The organism is Tahibacter soli (assembly GCF_025717065.2).
Taxonomy (GTDB): Bacteria; Pseudomonadota; Gammaproteobacteria; order Xanthomonadales; family Rhodanobacteraceae; genus Tahibacter; species Tahibacter soli.
Window position 1 is genome coordinate 68,549 of sequence record NZ_JAOVZO020000017.1, and the last position, 19,319, is coordinate 87,867.

14 protein-coding genes are annotated in these 19,319 nt (G+C 69.1%); 6 read left to right on the forward strand and 8 right to left on the reverse strand.

All coding sequences use genetic code 11. The features are described from left to right. The first annotated feature begins 27 nt into the window (after positions 1 to 27). The gene (locus tag OD750_RS11570) at positions 28 to 423 is read left to right on the forward strand and encodes a VanZ family protein (RefSeq protein WP_263545389.1); all 396 of its coding nucleotides are present in this window, start codon (positions 28 to 30) and stop codon (positions 421 to 423) included. Here OD750_RS11570 and OD750_RS11575 read toward each other — a convergent pair. After that, a complete protein-coding gene (locus OD750_RS11575) occupies positions 413 to 1,633 on the reverse strand; it encodes a multifunctional CCA addition/repair protein (protein ID WP_263545390.1) in 1,221 nt (406 codons plus the stop codon). The genes OD750_RS11570 and OD750_RS11575 overlap by 11 nt on opposite strands. A 250-nt stretch (positions 1,634 to 1,883) precedes the next feature. On the opposite strand from OD750_RS11575, the gene OD750_RS11580 reads away from it, so the two are divergent. Then, positions 1,884 to 2,318 carry a group I truncated hemoglobin gene (locus OD750_RS11580; RefSeq protein ID WP_263545391.1) on the forward strand — a complete coding sequence of 145 codons (435 nt, stop codon included), beginning with the start codon at positions 1,884 to 1,886 and terminating at the stop codon, positions 2,316 to 2,318. 4 nt (positions 2,319 to 2,322) lie between these two features. Here the strand turns inward: OD750_RS11580 and OD750_RS11585 are convergent, their stop codons facing one another. Next, positions 2,323 to 4,299, reverse strand: coding sequence for a lytic transglycosylase domain-containing protein (locus OD750_RS11585; protein WP_263545392.1), 1,977 nt, complete (start codon positions 4,297 to 4,299; stop codon positions 2,323 to 2,325). A 279-nt stretch (positions 4,300 to 4,578) separates the two neighbouring features. Here OD750_RS11585 and OD750_RS11590 point away from each other — a divergent pair, with 279 nt between their 5' ends. Together OD750_RS11590 and OD750_RS11595 are read left to right on the forward strand one after the other, a co-directional pair. Further along, positions 4,579 to 5,382, forward strand: coding sequence for a sulfite exporter TauE/SafE family protein (locus tag OD750_RS11590; RefSeq protein ID WP_263545393.1), 804 nt, complete (start codon positions 4,579 to 4,581; stop codon positions 5,380 to 5,382). A gap of 298 nt (positions 5,383 to 5,680) precedes the next feature. Continuing rightward, positions 5,681 to 8,593 (forward strand): TonB-dependent receptor domain-containing protein, encoded by a 2,913-nt coding sequence (locus tag OD750_RS11595; protein WP_263545394.1) that lies wholly within the window; start codon positions 5,681 to 5,683, stop codon positions 8,591 to 8,593. Between the two features lie 60 nt (positions 8,594 to 8,653). Here the strand turns inward: OD750_RS11595 and OD750_RS11600 are convergent, their stop codons facing one another. Together OD750_RS11600 and OD750_RS11605 are read right to left on the reverse strand one after the other, a co-directional pair. Further along, positions 8,654 to 10,753 carry a TonB-dependent receptor family protein gene (locus tag OD750_RS11600; RefSeq protein ID WP_263545395.1) on the reverse strand — a complete coding sequence of 700 codons (2,100 nt, stop codon included), beginning with the start codon at positions 10,751 to 10,753 and terminating at the stop codon, positions 8,654 to 8,656. A gap of 135 nt (positions 10,754 to 10,888) precedes the next feature. After that, positions 10,889 to 14,347: a S8 family peptidase gene (locus OD750_RS11605; protein ID WP_263545396.1), complete on the reverse strand. Its 3,459-nt coding sequence runs from the start codon at positions 14,345 to 14,347 to the stop codon at positions 10,889 to 10,891. Between the two features lie 334 nt (positions 14,348 to 14,681). On the opposite strand from OD750_RS11605, the gene OD750_RS11610 reads away from it, so the two are divergent. Further along, on the forward strand, positions 14,682 to 15,278 hold the full coding sequence (locus OD750_RS11610) for a hypothetical protein (protein WP_263545397.1): 597 nt from the start codon (positions 14,682 to 14,684) through the stop codon (positions 15,276 to 15,278). Between the two features lie 90 nt (positions 15,279 to 15,368). On the opposite strand, the gene OD750_RS11615 is transcribed toward OD750_RS11610, so the two are convergent. From OD750_RS11615 to OD750_RS11630, 4 genes are all read right to left on the reverse strand, one after another. Continuing rightward, positions 15,369 to 16,169: an endonuclease/exonuclease/phosphatase family protein gene (locus tag OD750_RS11615; protein ID WP_263545398.1), complete on the reverse strand. Its 801-nt coding sequence runs from the start codon at positions 16,167 to 16,169 to the stop codon at positions 15,369 to 15,371. A gap of 116 nt (positions 16,170 to 16,285) precedes the next feature. Then, positions 16,286 to 16,930, reverse strand: coding sequence for a thiol:disulfide interchange protein DsbA/DsbL (locus OD750_RS11620; protein ID WP_263545399.1), 645 nt, complete (start codon positions 16,928 to 16,930; stop codon positions 16,286 to 16,288). A gap of 30 nt (positions 16,931 to 16,960) precedes the next feature. Further along, positions 16,961 to 17,644: a thiol:disulfide interchange protein DsbA/DsbL gene (locus OD750_RS11625; protein ID WP_263545400.1), complete on the reverse strand. Its 684-nt coding sequence runs from the start codon at positions 17,642 to 17,644 to the stop codon at positions 16,961 to 16,963. A 172-nt stretch (positions 17,645 to 17,816) separates the two neighbouring features. Then, a complete protein-coding gene (locus OD750_RS11630) occupies positions 17,817 to 18,479 on the reverse strand; it encodes a c-type cytochrome (RefSeq protein WP_263545401.1) in 663 nt (220 codons plus the stop codon). Between the two features lie 156 nt (positions 18,480 to 18,635). Between OD750_RS11630 and yihA the strand changes: the two genes are divergently transcribed. Beyond that, positions 18,636 to 19,283: a ribosome biogenesis GTP-binding protein YihA/YsxC gene (gene yihA / locus OD750_RS11635; RefSeq protein WP_263545402.1), complete on the forward strand. Its 648-nt coding sequence runs from the start codon at positions 18,636 to 18,638 to the stop codon at positions 19,281 to 19,283. Positions 19,284 to 19,319: the final 36 nt, after the last annotated feature.

Here is a 19,319-nt window from a genome sequence, read left to right on the forward strand (position 1 = left end):
CGAACCTTCGAAAACGGACGCTGCGCCATGGCGATGACTGCCCGCCCTCTGCGACACCTCGCGTACTGGCGACTGCTCGGCCGCCTGCTCGTCGCCCTGATGCTGATGCTCGCGCTGCTGCCGGCGCCGCAGGTCGTCGGCGCCGTGCCGTTCGGCGACAAGATCGGCCACGTGCTCGGTTTCGCCGCGTTGATGCTGTGGTACGCGCAGATCTACGGCGGCGTGCGCGAACGCCTGCGCTGCGCGCTGGCGTGCGTCGCGTTCGGACTGGCGATCGAGGTGTTGCAGGCGCTGACGCCGTACCGCAGCGCCGAATTCGCCGATCTCGCCGCCGACGCGCTCGGGGCGGTCCTCGGCTGGCTCGTCGCGCGCGGGCCCTTCGGCGACCTGTTTACGTGGGTCGAGCGTCGCGTTACTGCCTGAGCGCCGCGATCGCGCGAATACGCGCCTCGCGCATCGCCTCGCCGACCGCGGGGCCGGCAAGCCCGCGGTCGACGAACGTCGCGGCCGTGATCGCGGCGGCAGCCGCATACGCTTCGCGCAGCCACCGCGCCTGCGGATACTCCGACTCGGTCAGGCCGAGCCGGCCGCGCTTGTCCGCCTCGCAGACGAGCAGAAACTGTTCCACACGTTCCTTTTTGCGAAAACCGTCGAGCTTCTCGAAAAGCTCGAGCACCGTTCCGGGCCGCAGCTCGAGCGCGCGATGCGCGTTCAAGTGCTGGCGGCAGCACAGCACGGCGAGTTCCGCGAATTCGGCCGGCACGCGATAGCGCGCGTTCACCGCGCGGATCGGTTCGACGCCGCCTTCTTCGTGGCCGACGTGGCGCGGCAGCTGATCGGCCGGCGTGAGCGCCTTGCCGAGATCGTGCACGAGCGCGCACCAGCCGACGAGCGCGTCGCCCGGCGCGAGGCGCGCGGCCATGTCGACGACCATTTCGGTGTGCACGCCGGTGTCGATCTCCGGATGATATTCGGGCCGCTGCGGCACGCCGTACAGCGCGTCGATTTCCGGAAACAGCCGCGCCAGCGCGCCGCAGGCGCGCAAGGCGGCGACGAACGCGGACGGTTGCGGTTCGGTCAGCGCGCGGCGCGTTTCGGCCCATACGCGCTCGGCGACGAGGTGGTCGACCTCGCCGTCGGCGGTCATCGCGCGCATCAGCGCGAGCGTTTCGGGGGCGATGCGAAAACCGAGCGGCGCATAGCGCGCGGCGAACCGTGCGATGCGCAGGATGCGCACGGGATCTTCCGCGAACGCCGGCGACACATGGCGCAGCACGCGCGCCTCAAGATCGGCCGCGCCGCCGAACGGGTCGACGAGGTTGCCGTCCTCGTCCTGCGCCATCGCGTTGATCGTCAGGTCGCGGCGGCGCAGGTCGTCCGCCAGCGTCACGGTCGCGTCGGCGTGAAACGCGAAGCCCGCGTAGCCATGGCCGCTCTTGCGCTCGGTGCGCGCGAGCGCGTATTCCTCGTTCGTCTGCGGGTGCAGAAACACCGGAAAATCCTTGCCGACCGGCCGGTAGCCCAGCGCCAGCAACTGCGAGGGATCGGCGCCGACGACGACGTAGTCGCGATCGACGACCGGCCGGCCGAGCAGCCGGTCGCGCACCGCGCCCCCGACGAGGTATATCTGCATGCTTTCCGACTCCCTGCCGCCCCGGATCGAACGTCGCAGCTTAGCAGCAAGCCGCGCGAACGGCCGGCGGCGCACCCTGGTGCCTGGTGGCCTGCAACAGCCGAATCGAAAGCAGCTCGCTCGTCCTGGCCGCGCAGTACTTGCCGCTCACTCAGCCAATAGCGATGCTATCGGCTTCGCTCCGCAGCGGCGTCCTGCGCGACCAGTCCTTCGCGATCCCTCTTCCGATTTGGCTGATACAGGCCACTAGATGAAAAAAATCGTTCCGATGCTCTGTGCCGTCGCGCTCGCCGCGTGTGCCGCGGCACCGCAAAAACCCGTTGTTCAGAAAGACGCGTTGTATCTGTCCCTCGGCGGACAGGCGGGCATCGATCGTCTCGCCGAAGCGACGGTCAGGGAACTCCTCAACGACCTGCGCATCAACCTGTTCTTCGCCAACGGCAGCATGGCCGAGTCGCGCCGGCTGCTCGCCGAACAGCTCTGCGCGATCAGCGGCGGGCCGTGCACGTACACCGGCCGGTCGATGGAGGAAGCGCACTCCGGCATGTACCTCGTCGACGCCGATTTCGATGCGTTCATGCAGGACTTCGCCGCCGCGATGAACGCGGTGACGGTGCCCGCCGACGCGCAGCGCCGATTGACGGCGCTGTTCGAGGCTATGCGACCGCAGATCGTCGGGCAGTGACCCGTCAGGAGCCGGGCGCGGCGGTCGCCGAGGCCGCGTCGGCCGGTTCCGCGGCGGCCGGGCAGACCACGGCCTTGCGCGGCGTGTCGTCTTTCGGCGCCGCATAGGCCTGGCCGTTGCGCGGCAGGCGCGCGGCGAGCGCGAGCGCCTTGCCGTTCATACGCCAGTCGTAGATCACGCTGAACGCGAGTACGCGCGCGACGTATTCGCGGGTTTCGCGATACGGAATGCTGGCGATGAAGAAGTCGGGTTCGAGGTCGCCGCGTGCCGCGAGCCAGCGTGCGACCGGCGCCGGTCCCGCGTTGTACGCGGCGCTCGCCAGCCACGGCGCGCCGTTGTACTTTTCTGCCATTTGCGACAAGTAGCGCGTGCCGAGCGCGATGTTCGTGTCGGGCAGAAACAGGTCTTCGGCGCGCCGGTACGCGATGTTTTCGGTTTTCGCGAGCTGTGCCGCGGTGCCGGGCAGGAGCTGCATCAGGCCGAGCGCGTTCGCGCTCGAGCGCGCGTCCTCGACCCACGCGCTTTCGGCGCGGATGATCGCGTAGGTCCACGCCGGATCGAGTCCGGTTTCATGCGATTCGCGGCGAATCTGCGGCTCGCGCGCCAGCGGAAAGCGCTGCTCATACAGCTTGAGTTCGTCGCCCTTGTTCAACGCGAACACGGCACGGTCGTACCAACCTTCGCGATACGCGAGATCGGCCGCGAGCCGGCGCTGCGGGGGCGTGAAGCGCGCCATCGCCCAGTCCCATTCGCGCCGCGCGTCGCGCAGCCGGTCGACCGCGCGCCATTCGAACGCGCGATCGAGCGCGCCTTCCCTCAACGATTTTTCCGCGTCGCGGTCGGCGGCCAGCGTCAGCGGGCAGATCGTGTAGGCCTCGCCGCTCCAGTCGGCCGCGAGGAAGCCGTAGAAATTCGCCTCGCGAGCGAGCGCGGCGAATACCGGCGCGGCCTCGCTCTTGCGGTCGAGTTTCGCCAGCACGCGAGCGCGCAGGTAGCGCCATTCGGCGTCGGCCTTCTGCGTGTCGGACAGCGCATCGAGCGCGGCCAGCGCCGCGGTCCAGTCCGATGCCGCGAGCGCGACGCGCACGCGCCACTCGCGCGTGCCGTCGGTCTGCGACGCCGCGGGCACCGACGCGAGACGTTCGAGCGCGTCGGCATCGAATTCGGTCGCACGGTACAGCGCGAAAGCGGCGGCGACGTCGCCTTTTTGCTTGTCCGAAAATTGATACCGGGCCTTGAGCTTCGCGTAGGCGTCGGCCGCGCCGTCGGCGTCGCGACGCGCCACGCGCTTGATCGCGGCGACCACGGCGTCGCGATGGCGCGTGTCGTCGGGCCACGTCGCGGCTTGCTTGAGCGCCGCGGGCGCGTCGCGCAGCGCCAGCGCGATCTGCGTCGCGGCCGGCCGTTCGGCGGCCGGCAGATGCGCGACGAGTTCGTCGATGACGCCGGACTGGCCCGCGTCGAGCGCCCGATCGATGCGCTGTCTGAGCCTGGCGCCGTCGATCACGCCCGCGTCGACCGAGCGCGCGAGCGGCCCGTCGCACGACGCGGGCAGCGCCGTGGACGACTCCCACAGCGCGGTCCAGTCCTTGGCGAAATCGAGCTTTTCGCCGTCGGCCAGGCGCGCCGCGAGGTCATGGCACGCGAATTCGCGGCCGAGACCCGGCGCGTAGGCGGCGCGAAATTCCTTCCAGCGGCCGTTTCCGGCGCGATCGGCGAGCCATGCGCGGCGCACGTCGTCGGCCGCGAGCGTTTCGGGCCAGCGGGCGAGGAACGCTTCTATCTCGTCGGCCTTGATCTCGTCGGGCTTCTTCGCCTTGCCGATCCGGCGCGTCAGCTCCAGCGCCTCGAGCGACGGCAGCAGCGGATAGCGTTCGAGGACGGCGGCTTCCTTCTTCCAGTCGCGTCCGTGTTCGACGGCGTCGAGCGCGCGGCGGAACGCGGCGCGTTCGTCGTCCCGCTGCGCGGCGTAGGCAGGCACCGCCGCGAGCACGCCAGACCAAAGTAACAATCGGCCCAGCGCGCGCCCTAGGGGTGCGCCGCCCCACAGGTAATCCGACCAATTCCGGCGTCTTTCGCCGCGATCCTGCGTTGCGGCTCGTCGCCGTACTGCCGGTACGGCTCCTCGCCGCGCCTTGTCTCGCGACGAAATCCATCCGGAATCTTTGGTCGAATTACCTGTGGGGCGGCACACCAGGTCGGGCATACTTTTGAAATACATGCGGCGATTGTAGCCGCAACGAAAGGAGCGGCGTTCCGCATGGTTCTCGATATCGCGTTGTACCTCGCCGTCGGCGCGGGAGCGGGATTGCTCGCCGGACTCCTCGGCGTCGGCGGCGGCCTCATCATCGTCGCGGCGCTCGCCTGGCTGCTGCCGGCGCGCGGTTTCGCGCCCGACTACGTCATGCAGGTGGCGCTCGCGACGTCGCTCGCCAGCATCGTGCTGACGTCGATCTCGTCGGCGAGCGCGCACTGGCGCCGCGGCAGCGTGCTGTGGACGAGCGTGCGCTCGCTCGTGCCGGGCATGATCCTGGGCGGCCTCGGCGGTGCGCAGATCGCCAGCCACCTGCCGAGCGACGTGCTGCGCTGGATCGTCGCCGGCTACTGCATGATCGCCGCGGCGCAGCTGCTGTTCGGACGCGTGCAGCCCGCGCGCGAAGCGCACGACGCGCCGCACGGCCCTCTGCTGTTCGCCGCGGGCGTCGGCATCGGCGCGCTGTCGGCCGTCGTCGGCATCGGCGGCGGCAGCATGACCGTGCCGCTGCTCGTCTATTTTGGTGTCGTACCCGTGCGTGCGGTCGGCACGTCGGCCGCCTGCGGTTTCGCGATCGCGGTGGCCAGCGCCATCGGCTTCGTGTACGGCGGCCATGCGGTCGGCGCGACGATGCCGCCGGGCAGTCTCGGCTTCGTCTATCTGCCCGCCGCGCTCGGCTGCGCGGTGGCTTCGGTGCTCGTCGCGCCGCTCGGCGTGCGGCTCGCGCATGCCTTGTCCGGCGAGGCGCTCAAGCGCGTTTTCGCGGCGTTTCTGGTGCTGATGGGGCTTGCCGTCGGCCTCAGCGGCTAGGCGTGCGCCGGCGAATCCGCCTGGGACCCCTGTCGTAAGTCGTACCCGCGGCCCCTAGCCGCTGTCTGAAATCTGATTTACATTTCTTTTACACGTTTCCAGGGCGGGGGGCCTCGAAGCGTACGGAACGGAAAGTTCCGGGCGTGCGTGCCTTGGGGGGCCTCGCACGTCTGCAACCGGTTCGAACGAACGCCGCACCGCGCGTGCCCTTTCCGGGCGCCGTGGCGCGGTCGCGTGGGAGGCGCTGGGCCGGTCGATAAGCCTCGGGTATTCGGGTCACCAAAACGGGAGTCACCCAATGAAACTGCTGCACCGTCGCAAGCTCAGCCTGACCATTCACACCGTAACCGCCGCGATGCTCGCCGGCAGTTTCGCCGTGCCGGCGTTCGCCCAGTCCGAACGCGGCGACGACACCACTCGCCTCGAAGCCGTTCAGGTAACCGGCTCGCGCATCAAGCGCGCCGAGCTCGAAGGCAAGAATCCGATCGTCACGATCACGGCGCGCGACATCGAGGCCACCGGCCTCAACGGCATCGGCGACGTGCTGCAGCGCATGAGCGTCAGCGGCTCGTCGCTCAACACCAAGTTCAACTCGGCCGGCAACTTCGGCTTCCCGGCGGACGGCGGCGGCGTCGGCTCCGGTTCCACCACCGTGTCGCTGCGCAATCTCGGCGCCAAGCGCACGCTGGTGCTCGTCGACGGCCTGCGCTGGGTCAGCGAATCGTCGGGTTCCGGCGTCTCGGCCGCGGTCGACCTCAACACGATTCCGTCGAGCGCCGTCGAGCGCATCGAAATCCTGACCGACGGCGCCTCGTCGCTGTACGGTTCGGACGCGATCGCCGGCGTCATCAACATCATCACCAAGCGCAAGCAGGAAGGCGCGAGCGCGAGCTTCCAGTACGGCGACTACTCGATCGGCGACGGCACCACGAAGTCGGGCAACCTGTCGCTCGGCGGCAGCACCGACCGCCTCGACTTCTTCCTCGACATCAGCCACTACGAGCAGGATTCGATCAGCGCGGGCGACTGGGGCCAGTCGTTCTACCCGACGCCGGGCGCCGGCATCTTCGGCGGCAGCTCGTACATTCCGTTCACGCGCACGATCTTCTACCCGACCGACCCGCTCAACACGTACGGCGGCCTGTGCCCGATCGACGCCAGCGGCCGCGCGCGCTGCAACATCACGGCCAACGGCACGACCAACGGCGTGCAGCCGTTCCCGGACGGCTTCCACCGCTTCACCAACGCCGACCGCTTCAACTTCGCGCCGTACAACCTGCTGCTCACGCCGAACGAGCGCAACGCGTTCTTCGGCCAGGCGCGCTACAAGGTCGCCGACAGCATCACCTGGTATCTCAAGGGCAGCTACACGAACCGCAAGTCGGCCAACCAGGCCGCGCCGGAACCGATCGGCCTCGGCTCGGCGCTCAATACGAGCGACCTCGGCCTCATCACCGGCGTCGACGCGACGAATCCGTACAACCCGTTCGGCGTGACGCTCGATCCGAACTCCAACTTCCTCGGCCTCGGCCGCCGTCCGGTCGAAGGCGGACCGCGCGTGTTCAGCCAGGACGTCGACACGCGTTACTTCGCGACGGGCCTGGAAGGCAGCTTCACCGCCGGCGACCGCGACTTCTACTGGGACGTCAACTACGTCGACGCCACCAACAAGGGCCAGCAGACCGTCCACGGCACCTACAACATCGCGCACATCGCGCGCGCGCTCGGCCCGATCAGCCAGTGCACCGCGCCGTGCGTGCCGCTGAACATCTTCGGCGGCCCGGGTTCGATCACGCGCGAAATGCTCGACTACATCAGCTACATCGAGCACGACATCAGCGAGAACAAGCTGCAGACCTGGACGGCCAACATCTCGGGCGACATCGTGCAGCTGCCGGCCGGTTCGCTCGCGTTCGCGGCGGGCTATGAAAACCGCAAGCAGACCGGTTCGTACACGCCGGACGCCATCGTCGTCGCCGGCGAGTCCAACGGCGTGCCGTCGCTGCCGACGCGCGGCGAATACGACGTCGACGAGTACTACCTCGAACTCAACGTGCCGCTGCTCAAGGACGTGGCGCTCGCCAAGAGCCTCGAGCTCTCGATCGCCTCGCGCTATTCCGACTACTCCACGTTCGGCGGCACGACGAACAACAAGTTCGGCTTCCGCTGGCAGCTGTCGGACGACCTGACCGCGCGCGGCACGTGGGCCGAAGGCTTCCGCGCGCCGTCGATCGGCGAACTGTACGGCGCGCCGGCACGTTTCGACGCGACCATCTCCGATCCGTGCAACGGCCAGACGAACCCGACGCTCGCGGCGAACTGCATCGCGCAGGGCGTGGCCAATCCGGGTTCGTTCGAGCAGGCGAACACGCAGATCTCCACGCGCACCGGCGGCAACATCCTGCTGCAGCCGGAAACGTCGAAGACGCTGACCGCCGGCATCGTCTACAGCCCGGGCTGGGCCGAGAGCACGAACTGGGCGAACAAGCTCGACTTCGACCTGACGTTCTGGAAGGTGAAGATCGAAGACGCGATCCAGGCACCGGACGCGCAGGCGCAGCTCGATCGCTGCGTCGCGACGAACCAGGCCGTGTTCTGCAACGGCATCGTGCGCGGTACGTCGGGCGACATCATCAGCTTCAACAACCAGCTGCGCAACCTCGGCAAGATCGACACGCAAGGCTGGGACATCGGCGTCAACTGGTTCGGTCCGGAGTGGAGCTTCGGCACGCTGGGCCTCGCGCTGCAGACCACGTACGCCGACAAGTACAAGGTCGTCGCGTCCGACACCGGCCAGTCCGAACCGCTGACCGTCGGCGTCGAGGTCAACAACTCGTCGATTCCGGAATGGCGCACGCAGGCGTCGCTGATGTGGTCGAACGGTCCGTGGAGCGCGCGCTGGACCTCGCGCTACACCTCGGGCCTCGAAGAAACCTGCAACCCGGACCTGACCGAAGTCGGCGCGGTGTGCAGCAATCTCAACTCGGCCGGCACGGGCGGCACCAACCATCTCGGCGCGACGACGTTCCACGACGTGCGCCTGAACTGGAAGCTGCCGGTGAACTTCGACTTCACGCTGACCGCGGGCGTCAACAACGTGTTCGCGAAGGATCCGCCGATCTGCGTGTCGTGCTCGCTCAACGGCTATGACGCGTCGACCTACGACCTGCCGGGCCGCTTCAGCTATGTCCAGGCGAGCGTGAAGTTCTAAGCATCGTACACAAGGCGACAAACGCATTCGGGCCGCGCAAGCGGCCCGAATCGTTTCCGCCTAGCGCGCATCCCACGTCCAGCGCAATCCCGCAAGCCAGGTCCTTGCCGCCCCGGGCTCGTAGTAGCGCGCATTGCCTTCGTTGACGATGACCGAGCCGACGTAGCCACGATCGAACACGTTGTCTATCCGCGCGAACGCGCGCAGCGTGCCGTCGCCGAACGCGAAGTCGCACGCCGCCTCGACGTCGACGCGCGCGTAGCCCGGCGCCGCTTCGGTGCCGCGGTCGTCGACCGTCACGCGGCCGACGGCGCTCGCCTGCATCGCCGCCGACCAGCCGCCGTCGCGCCACGCCGCACGCAGCCAGGCCTGATCGCGCGCGACGCCCGGCAGGCGCGTGCCGGGCGTGACGCGCGCCGTCGGCGTCGTGCAGCCGGCCGCCGTGCAGACCGCGAACGCGTCGCGGAACGTCGCGTCGAGCCGCGTCGCCGCGATATCGACGCGCCACGCCGTCGACAGCGGAATCGACGCCGAAATTTCAACGCCCTGGCGCCGCGCGCGGCCGACGTTGCGATAGCTGCTGCGGCCGCCGACGTTGCGGGCGACGGCGAGCTCGTCGTCGGTGTCGGCGCGAAACAGCGCGGCTTCGAGCGACGCGCCGTCGGCGCCGCGCCATTTCGCGCCGAGCTCGAGGTTACGGCTGCGCGCGGGCTTCAGGTCGAAAGCGAGCCCCGAACCGCCGTCGGCGCGATACCCGAGTTCGTTGAACGTCGGCGTCTCGAACCCGCGGCCGGCCGACGCGTGCACACGCACGTCGTCGCGCGGTGCGAAGACGAGGCCGGCAACCGGCGTCGTCTGCGCATAGTCGACGCGTCCGCCGTCGTCGGGATTGGCCGCGGTGACGTAGCGGTCGTCCGACGCGAAGCGCACGTCGCTCGCGCGCGCGCCGACGAGCGCCGACCAGCGCGGCGCGAACGCCCACCACGCCTGCGCGTAGCGGTCGACGCTGCGCGCGTCGTTGATCTCGTCGCGCCGCAGCGCGCCGCGGATGCCGGTTGCGGAGCCGACGAAATTTTCAAAGCCGCGGCGATGCTGGCGCTGCCGGTCGGCGTCGATGCCGGCGTCGATCTCGACCGCGCGCGACGCGAGTTCGCCGTGCCACGACCAGCGCAAGTCGACGCCGCCGTAGTCGCCGGCCAGATCGACCACGCCGCCGGCGCTCGTCGGGCTCGCCTGCGCCGTGATCGGCACGGCGAGAAACTGTTCGATCGTGCGGCGCCCGGCGTATGCGGTCGCGCGCAGCGCGTGGCCGCCGCCGAGCGCGTGGCGCCACACCGCGCCGAGCTGGTTCTGCGCCGTCGACTTGCGCGTGTCGAACGCGAGCGCGGCCGGCGTCGCACGGCGCGGATCGGCTCGCGCGTCGGCGCGCGTGAGGCCGAGCGGATCTTGCGCCTCGGGCGCGCGATAGCCGTTGGCGACGAGATCGAGCGTGCCGTCGTCGCCGACCGGCACCCGCAGCTTCAGATTGGCCGACTCGCGGCGCGAGGCGCTGTGCTCGCGCCAGCCGTCGGTATCGGCGACGGCGAACGCGACGTGGTAGCCGACCGGCCCGATCGCGCCGAGCGCGCGTGCGCCGTGGATGCGTTCGCCGTCGCTGCCGAACGCGGTCTGCACGCGCACCTGCGCGGGTTCGGCGCCGTCGGCGGTGAACACCTGTACGACGCCGCCCGACGCGTTGCCGTACAGCGCCGAGAACGGGCCGCGCAGGATTTCGATGCGGTCGGCGGCGACGAGATCGAGATGCGACACCTGGCCCTGGCCGTCGGGCATCGTCGCGGGAATGCCGTCGGCGTAGAGGCGCACGCCGCGCACGCCGAACGTCGCGCGCGCGCCGAAGCCGCGGATCGACAGCTGCGTATCCTGCGCGTGGTTGCGCCGGTCGCGCGCGATCACGCCGGGCGCCTGCGCGAGCGATTCGGCGAGATCGGCATGCGCGCGGTCGGCAATGTCGACGACGCTCACGGACGCCGGCGCGTCGAACGCCTCGACCGATTCGAGGCGTGTGGAGACGACGACGGGCGGCAGCGTGGTTTCCTCGCCGGACGCGGGCAGTGCGATGAAGCCGAGAGCGAACGCGTACGTGGCGGAGCGTCGGGACATCGTTTCGCGGACGCTCCTTGCGCGGTCGTGACGAGCATCGACGGTACCGGCGACGCCGGATCGCGCGCAAGAAAAAGGGCGCGGATCGCTCCGCGCCCTCATCTTTTTACCGCCTACCGCGGTCGCTGCGATCGATCAGTTTTCAAAGTCGTCCGCAAAGATGCGATCCGGCTGGATCACCTGCGCCGCGTTTTCCGGCAGGTTCGTGTGGTGCAGCAGCAGCACGCCGCTCGATCCGTTCGCCGCCATGTTGGCCGGGTTGTACGTGCCGTTGATCTGCGTGCCGTTCTGTTCGAACAGCAGCGCGGCAGGTCCACCGCCCGCGACGTTCACGGTCACGCCCGGCGCGTTGCCGTCGAACGTGAACGGACCGGGCACGGTCGCGTACGCGGAGACCGAGCTGCCGCACTGGTTGGCCGGGTTCAGGCGCACGCACAGCGGATTGAAGCTCGGGCAGACGGCAACGGCGTAGCGCAACGAACGGTCGCCGGCAGCGAGGCCGAGATTGGCCGCGGTGGCGCTGATCAGCAGCGAATTGCTGTTGAACGTGCCGATGTCGATCTGGTCCGGCGACACGAGGTTCGTGAAGCCGACGATGTTGAGCGACGTCGGCGGCGTGAACATGCCGGTGACGAACACGTCCATCGGATCGTTCGCCTGGCCCGCAACCGAGAAATAGCCCGTCACGCTCGTCGCGAACAGCACGCGATCGTAGTTGCCGTCTTCGTTAGTATCGACGCAGACGTTGAACGCCATATTGTTCGGCGTCGCCTTCGCACCGAACGTCGAGATGCCGAACACGAAGCGATCGGCGCCGTAGGTGACGCCCAGGTGCTGCACGTCGAAGTAGCCCGGCAGTTCCTCGTTGCGCGTGCCGGTGTACTGCAGTTCGAGCGCGGACACGAGCGACTGGTGGTCGACGCCGCTTGCGGCATCGCAGCTCGAGCCCGCGAGCGTGCCGGTACAGACGCCGGTGCCGGCGACGTTCAGCTGCAGATTCGGACCCGGGCCGACGGTGGCGCTCAGGTCCGAATGCGGACGGTGCGCCATGTACACCGGGACGCGCGCGACTTCATTGCCGGCCTTCGACACGATCAGGTTCGCCGATTCCTCGTCGAGGTAGTAGCGCGGCAGCGGGCCGAGCGCGGCTGCGCCCGCCGATGCGCCGACCTGCGTCGCCGACACGGTCGGATCGCGATGGCGCTTCATGTCCGTCGCGGTCGCGGTCATGCGGACCGGCACGATCACGGAGCCGGCCGGCGGCACGGTCACCGTCGTCGGGCCGGTCAGCGCGAACGCGACGCCGGGCGAGTCGTTGAGCGTATCGAGCGCAAGCGTCACCGACTGGGCGAGCGCCGTGCGGTTTTCGAGGCGGATGTTCTTCGTCACGTCGGCCGTGCCGACCACGGTGTCGTCGAACGACAGCGAGACCTGTTCCGGATTCGCATCGTTCAGCGCGAGGATCGGCGAAACCGCGTGCGCGACATCGGCGCGACCGGAGCCGATGCGACCGCCGGCGTAGCGGTCGAGCGTGCCGGCCGGACCGAAGAAGAGGTCGTGGCTCGCCGAGTTCATCGCGACCGCCTTGATTTCGGCGACGCTCGCGCCCGGGTTCTGCTGGCGCAGCAGCGCCGCGTAGCCCGACATGTGCGGCGCGGCCATCGACGTGCCGCTGAGCGACAGCGGTCGGCCGGAGGCGAGGTAGCCCGACGGATCGAACGCGACGCAGCCCGTGGCATTGGCGGTACAGATGATGCCGCTCTGCGCCGAAACGATGTTCGTGCCGGGCGCCGAGATATCGGGCTTGAGCGACTGCTGTCCCGGCGCGCCGCTCGGGCCGCGCGAGGTCGACGCGTTCACCGTGTCAGCGCCGTTGGTCAGCGTCGCGGTGACGCCGGCGGCGAGGTTCGCGCGGAACGCGTTCGCGTCGGGCAGGGCGATCAGGCCCGACGGGATCGTCACGGCCGGAATCGTCGCATCGTCGGCCATGCCGATGACCGCGTTCGGATTGCCGCTCAACGCGACGTTGCCGATGATCACGCCGGCCGCGCCGTTCAACTGCGCGTTGTACACCTTGAGCTTGAACGGACAGGCGCCGCGATCGATGAACGCGATCTTGCCGGCTACCGCGGCGGCATTGAGGAACGGCGTCGAGCAACCGTCTTGCGGCGTGCCGCCGGCCGAGCCGGGCGGTACCGTCGCGGTCGAACCGTCGTCGACGGCGACGACGGGCAGCGTCAGGCCCGCCGGCGGCGGCGCGACGCCGAAGTTGGCCGCGCCCGTGACCTTGAGGCCGGCGACGGCCGCCGGCGCATCGCCGCGGACCGGGCCGCCGACGCCGTCGTCCATCGTGTTGGCCACGCTGATCGCGTTCTTCGCGCTCGACGGCGAGCCGAGCACGAAATGCGTATCGCCGTTGTTGCCGGCCGAGATCACCACGATCATGCCGGTCGAGGCGGCGTTGTCGGCGGCGGTCGCCGAATCGTCGTCCGGCTGGCCGAACGCCGAGCCGAGCGACAGGTTCGCAACGTCCAGACGGTCGCTCAGATCGCCGTCGTCGTTCGGATCCTGCGCGCGTTCGAAGCCGGCGACGGTGAGCGCGGTCGAACCGGAGCAGCCGAACACGCGGATCGCGAACAGCTCGGCGCGCGGCGCGACGCCGGCGCCGATGCGCAGGCCGGAGAAGTCGGTCGTCGTGTCCCACGGGCCGTTGTACGGCGTGCCGTCGGCCTTGACGCCGTAGCCCGCCGCGGTACCGGCGACGTGCGTGCCGTGGCCGCCGCAGTCCATCGGATCGGGGTCGGGCGCCGGCGTCGCGGTCGCCTGCGCCGCGGCGTTGTACGCGTCGCCGGCAAGGTCGGTGCCGCCGAACACCTTGGCGGTCGGGAACGCGACCGAGCCGTTGATGAGGTCGGTGATGAGCGTGCGGTTGTTCGCCTGGTAGTCGGCGAGGAGGCCGGTGCCGCCGAACATCGGATGCTGGTAGTCGATGCCGCTGTCGATGATGCCGATGCGGATGCCTTCGCCCTTGTAGCCCGCGCTGTTGAGCGGCGTGCCTTCCCACAGCTTCGGCGCGTTGATGAACGCGACGCTGCTGGCGTTCGACGGCTCGTGCAGCGGCAGCGGACGCACGGCGACGACCCCGGGCAGCGCCTTCAGGCGCGCGAGATCGTCGTACGACGACACGTTCAGCGCGAAGCCGTTCAGGACGCGCGAGACGCGATACAGCTCGGTGGCGCGGATGCCGCTGTTGGCGAGCGTCGTGGCGAAGCGCGACTGCTCGATTTCGTTCGCGGCGACCGCCGCGCGCGACTGCGTGCCGGCCGCGGTGCGGCCGAGCAGGGTATCGCCGCTGCGCGCGATGGCCCTGGCGTACTCGACCGAGGCGGGCGTGCCTTCGAGCGTGACGAAGACGGCGATTGCACGATCTTCGCCCTGCTGCGCGAGATCGGCACGGCCTGCCGACAACGCTGCGTTGCCGGCGTTCGACGGCTGCAGCGCGGTCGCGCCGCCCGATGCCGCGCCGGATACGCCGGTCGCGCCGGCAAGCGCCAGCGCGATCGACGTCGCGATATATGTGTACTTGTTCGCCATAAATATCCCCGAGAGTTACAAACGCCGCGAAGGGTCGCGGGCGAAGCCGCGCCCGTGCGATTCCGCGCGACATCCGCACGATTTGCGACGTCGCGCCGAGCGTCGAGACGCGCACGGGCACTCGTGAGTATGTCCATACAATTCGACTGGTCCGGTTGGTACATTTTTGCCGCTTTGTACCAATCCGCCGTGCGGTTTTCCCCGATTGCGCTCATGCGGCGCAGCAAAACGCGCCATTCCGCGGAGCGTCCCCCATGCACAACGGCATGCTCCGCGCGTTGCCGTTTGTGCTAATTTGTCGGCGAAGCTTCTCCACGACAGTGCGGAGGTCGTCATGCGACCCGTTAGCCTGCGTTTGTCCGTCCTGGCCCTGATGCTTTGCTGCGCGCTGCCGGCCACAGCGCAAACCCCGACCGGTGCCGCATCGCCTGCCGACGCGGCCGCCGACGCCCAGGCGGCGCTCGCCGTCGCCGATCTCGACCTCTACCAGCGCGGCCTGCAGATGGAAATCGACGCGCTGCAGCTGGCGCAGCAGCGGTTGACGGCCGCCCGCGACGCGCGCGACGACGTCGCCGAAAACGTCGCGCTGCAGCCGGTGCTGTCGCGTCAGTACGAGCGCAACGCCGCCAAGGCGCTGAACGTCGACCTGCGACGCTATCGCGACGTCAAGAAGCGCTTCGGCGACATCCTCGTGCTCGGCGAGTACATCGACCAGCTCAACGCGCAGCTCGAACAGCTGCACCAGACCGGTCTGTCCGCGAAGGCGCGCGCCGACCAGCGCAAGCAGCTCGAGGACATGCGCGCCAAGGCCGTCGATCCGTACGCGGTGCTCGACACGGCGTTGCGAGATGCGCTCAAGGCGCGTGCCGACGCGCTGGTACGCCTGCGCATCAGCAACAACGATCTCGTGCAGGAACTGACCAGCCGCTGACCTCCGCGGCACGCCGGCGGATTCAGGGCCGCCGGAATCTGGCGAAGCCCGCGAGGCGGGAAGGGCGGTGCCGCGCTTGCGGCAGCGGCGTCAGGCGGCGCGTTTGAGACCGTGCTGCAGCCGCGCCGGCAGGCGCAGGCTCGCCGCGACCGGCAGGTGGTCGGAAAACGCCTGCGGCAGCGTCCACAGGCTTTCGACTTCGAGCGCTTCCGACGCGAGGATGTGATCGATCGCCCGGCGCGGCCGCCAGCTCGGGAACGTCGCCGGCGGCGCGGTCGGCGGTCGCAGCGACGTGCGCCGGTACAGCTCGCGTAGCTCGGGGCTGTCGGCGGCGCAGTTCATGTCGCCCATCAGCACCGCGTGCGGCGTATCGGCCAAAAGGTCTGCGATGAAGCCGAGCTGGCGCATGCGCGCCTCGGGGCCGAGCGACAGATGCGAGATCACGACGCACAGCGCGTCGCGGCCGGCGCCGAAGCGCGCGAGCAGCGCGCCGCGGCCGGGAATGCGGCCGGGCAGCGGGTGGTCGATGACTTCGGTCGGTTCGAGCCGGCTGATGAGGCCGTTGGCCGACTGCGCGAGGCGCGACACGCGCCGGTTCGGCTGATGGCTCCAGTACGGAAAATCGGCCGCGTCGGCGAGGTACTGGGTCTGGTTGACGAAGCCCGAGCGCAAGGTACCCGCGTCCGACTCCTGCAGCGCGACGATGTCGAACTCGGCGATCGACGCCGCGAGCGCGTCGAGATTCGCGCGCTTGCCCGGATGCGGCAGCCAGGTTCGCGTCACGTAGTCGCTGAAGCGGCCGACGCTGGCCCCGGCCACGATGTTGCAGCTGACGAGCCGCAAGCGCGTGATGCCGTCCGGGGTGGGCGCCGAGCCGTCGTGGGCGTTCATGGTATCGAAGCTATCCGCGACGCCGATCCGCCGCAAGCCTTGCTAAAGTCACTGTTGCCGCGTTGGCCGCGGCAAGCGGAGCCGGCGGTTGCGCGCCGGCCCCGGTGCGACGGCGATTACTTCTTCGCCCCGGCGATTTCCTTGGCGACGAGCCAGCCCGTCAGATCGACGGCCTGCGGAAAGCCGCCGGCCGAGCCCGCGTTGAGGCGGTACTTGCCGTTGACGATGATCGTCGGCGTGCTGTCGATGCCGTAGGCGGCGAGGTTCTTCTGGCCGTTCGCGAGATTGCCCTCGACGACGAACGACTTGGCCGTGCTGAGGAAGTTCTTCTCGTCGACGCCGACCGTCGCGACCAGCGCGGCGATGTCTTCGATCGAGCGCAGCGGCTTCTTGTCGCGGTGCAGCGCGTCGAAGATCGCCTGGTGCGTCTTGTCGAGCACGCCCAGCGACTGGCCGGCGTAGTAGGCGCGTGCGAACGGCTCCCACGACGGGTTGAACACGACCGGCAGGTAGACGAACGTCGCCTGCTTGGGCAGCTTCGCCTTGATCTGGTCGGCGTACGGTTGGAAGTGCGCGCAGTGCGGGCAGGCGTACGAGAACGCCTCGAGCACTTCGACCTTGCCCGGCGTCGCCACGGCGACCGGCGGGTCGATCACGAAATAGTGCTGGCCTTCTTTCCACTCGGTTTTCGCGGCGTCCTGCGCGCTGACCGTGGCGGCCGCCACGAGGCCGGCGAGGACGATAAGGAATCGCTTGAGCATTGCGGTTTCTCCGGAACGGTGACGGGCGGCTTACTTCGCGGCGCTTTCTTTCTTCACGAGAAACAGCACGAGATCGTCGAGCGCTTCCCAGCTGCCGAGTTCCTTGCTGTTCAAACGGTACTTCCCGTTGACGACGAGCGTCGGCGTGCTGGCGACCTGCGTCGCCTTGAGGTACGCGTCGGCTTTCTTCATTTTGGTGTTGACCGAGAACGAGTTGGCCGTGGCGACGAAGTCGGCCGATTTGACGCCGTACTTCTCGTAGAACTTCGCGACGTCTTCGAGCGTGAGCTCCACCGGCTTGTTCGTGCGGCGGTCGAACACCTTGAGCGGCGCATCGTCGCCCCACACGGCCGGGAAGATGTCTCCGTGCGCCTTGTCGGCAACGCCGAGCGCGAGCGCGGCGTAGTACGCGCGCTGGAACAGCGGCCACTTCTCGGCGGTGTTGAACGACGCCGGCACGTACGTGACGACCGTGTTCGGCGGCAGCTTGGCGACGAGCTTCTTGAACGTCGGCGCGTAGCCGGCGCAGGCCGGGCAGCCGTACGAGAACACCTCGGTGACCTCGACCTTGGTCGGGTCGGCGGTCTGCACCGGCGGATCGATCAGTTCGTAGTGCTTGCCTTCGACATAGGTCGTCGGGGCGGCCGGCGCGGGTGCCTGTGCGGCGGCGGCGAGCGGCAGGGCGGCGAGGGCGATGAGCAAACGCTGGAACATCCGGATCTCCTGGTTGGGCGCGCCGGCGGCGGTTCGGCCGCACGGCGGATAGTCTCGCAGCATAGGGGCGCATGCCGTCGCCATGCTGAACGACTGTCACAGACACGCCGAACCGATCCAAGTTCGCGCCGAAGGCCGTGCTGCACGACCTTCGACGGCAGGTGCCGCGTTGTTACTTCTTCGCTTCCGCGACGGCCGGCTTGGCCGTGTGCAGGCCCTCGGCGTACGAGGCGACCGACACCATGTCCTGGTTCGACAGGCGCTTGGCGATGTCCGGCATGATCTTGGAGCGATCGTCGGTGCCCCAGGTCGTGCCCGCGTTCCACTCCTTGAGCTTCGCGGCGACGTAGTCGGTGTGCTGGCCGGCCAGCTGCGGGTAGCCCGCGCCCGGATTGCCGCGGCCGTCCGGACCGTGGCACGACATGCACGCCGGCACGCCGAGCTTCGTATCGCCGCTGCGCCACAGCGTTTCGCCGCGCGCCTTGAGCTGGTTGTCGCCGTTGCCGGCGACGGCCTGCTTCGTCGCGAAGTACGCGCCGAGGTCGTGCATGTCCTGTTCGGTCAGGTTCGCGACGAAGCCGAGCATGATCGGGTTGGCGCGCGCGCTGCTCTTGAACAGCGAGAGCTGGCGGGCGATGTAGTCGGCCTGCTGGCCGGCGATCTTCGGGTACTGGTTCGTCGGCGAATTGCCGTCCGGACCGTGGCAGGCGCCGCACGCGGCGGCCTTGGACTCGCCGGCCTTGGCGTCGCCGACGACATGGGCGGTCGGTTCGGCGGCCTGGGCCGCACCCGCGGCGATCAAGCCCGCCAGAGCAAAACTGCGCCGAAAACTCATTACACTCGACTCCAAGATTTAGCTGGATTCCGGTCCGATCCTCGCACGGACCGTGCCGGCGGGACGGAAAGGCGCCGGATTATACCCGCGCGGTCGCAAAAGGTCTGCTGGGCCGACCCACTCCCTTCCCGCCGGCCTCTCTCAAAAAGGTTCACGATGTCCGATCATTTGTTCCGCCGCGCGCAGTTCCGGCTCGCCGCGCACGAATTGCACCAGCTGCCGGCCGACCACGGGGCCGAAATCGCGTTCGCCGGCCGTTCCAACGCCGGCAAGTCGACCGCGCTCAATCGCATCTGCGACCAGACCGGCCTTGCGCGCACCTCCAAGACGCCGGGCCGCACGCAGCAGCTCGTCGTGTTCACGCTCGACGAAACCCGCCGCCTGATCGACCTGCCCGGCTACGGCTACGCGAAGGTGCCGAACGCGCTGCGCGACCACTGGCGCGAGACCATCGACGGCTACATGCGTGGCCGGCGCTCGCTGCGCGGCATCGTGCTGATCATGGACAGCCGCCATCCGCTCAAGGATTTCGACCGGCTGATGCTCACGTACTGCCGCGACATCGGCCTGCGCTGCCACGTGCTCGCGACGAAGTCGGACAAGCTCTCGCGCGGCGAAGCGGCGCGCACGCTCCTGGCCACGCGCAGGGAGATGGCGAGCCTGTGTCCCGGCGCGACGGTGCAGCTGTTCTCGTCGCTCGCGAAAACCGGCATCGACGAGGCGCGCGCGGTGCTGATGAGCTGGTTCGAAGATTCCGAGCGCGACGACCGGGAGGAAGCGGCTAGCGCAGGCGGAGCCGACTGACCGCCTCGGGCCAGGCGGCCTGCCGGCTCCGCCCGG

Bases quoted from the DNA above. Each gene is read 5' to 3' on its own strand.
- OD750_RS11620 (WP_263545399.1), bottom strand. From the start codon at position 16,930: ATGCTCAAGCGATTCCTTATCGTCCTCGCCGGCCTCGTGGCGGCCGCC.
- OD750_RS11595 (WP_263545394.1), top strand. From the start codon at position 5,681: ATGAAACTGCTGCACCGTCGCAAGCTCAGCCTGACCATTCACACCGTA.
- OD750_RS11575 (WP_263545390.1), bottom strand. From the start codon at position 1,633: ATGCAGATATACCTCGTCGGGGGCGCGGTGCGCGACCGGCTGCTCGGC.
- OD750_RS11615 (WP_263545398.1), bottom strand. From the start codon at position 16,169: ATGAACGCCCACGACGGCTCGGCGCCCACCCCGGACGGCATCACGCGC.
- OD750_RS11600 (WP_263545395.1), bottom strand. From the start codon at position 10,753: ATGTCCCGACGCTCCGCCACGTACGCGTTCGCTCTCGGCTTCATCGCA.
- OD750_RS11580 (WP_263545391.1), top strand. From the start codon at position 1,884: ATGAAAAAAATCGTTCCGATGCTCTGTGCCGTCGCGCTCGCCGCGTGT.
- yihA (WP_263545402.1), top strand. From the start codon at position 18,636: ATGTCCGATCATTTGTTCCGCCGCGCGCAGTTCCGGCTCGCCGCGCAC.
- OD750_RS11570 (WP_263545389.1), top strand. From the start codon at position 28: ATGGCGATGACTGCCCGCCCTCTGCGACACCTCGCGTACTGGCGACTG.
- OD750_RS11625 (WP_263545400.1), bottom strand. From the start codon at position 17,644: ATGTTCCAGCGTTTGCTCATCGCCCTCGCCGCCCTGCCGCTCGCCGCC.
- OD750_RS11590 (WP_263545393.1), top strand. From the start codon at position 4,579: ATGGTTCTCGATATCGCGTTGTACCTCGCCGTCGGCGCGGGAGCGGGA.
- OD750_RS11605 (WP_263545396.1), bottom strand. From the start codon at position 14,347: ATGGCGAACAAGTACACATATATCGCGACGTCGATCGCGCTGGCGCTT.
- OD750_RS11630 (WP_263545401.1), bottom strand. From the start codon at position 18,479: ATGAGTTTTCGGCGCAGTTTTGCTCTGGCGGGCTTGATCGCCGCGGGT.
- OD750_RS11610 (WP_263545397.1), top strand. From the start codon at position 14,682: ATGCGACCCGTTAGCCTGCGTTTGTCCGTCCTGGCCCTGATGCTTTGC.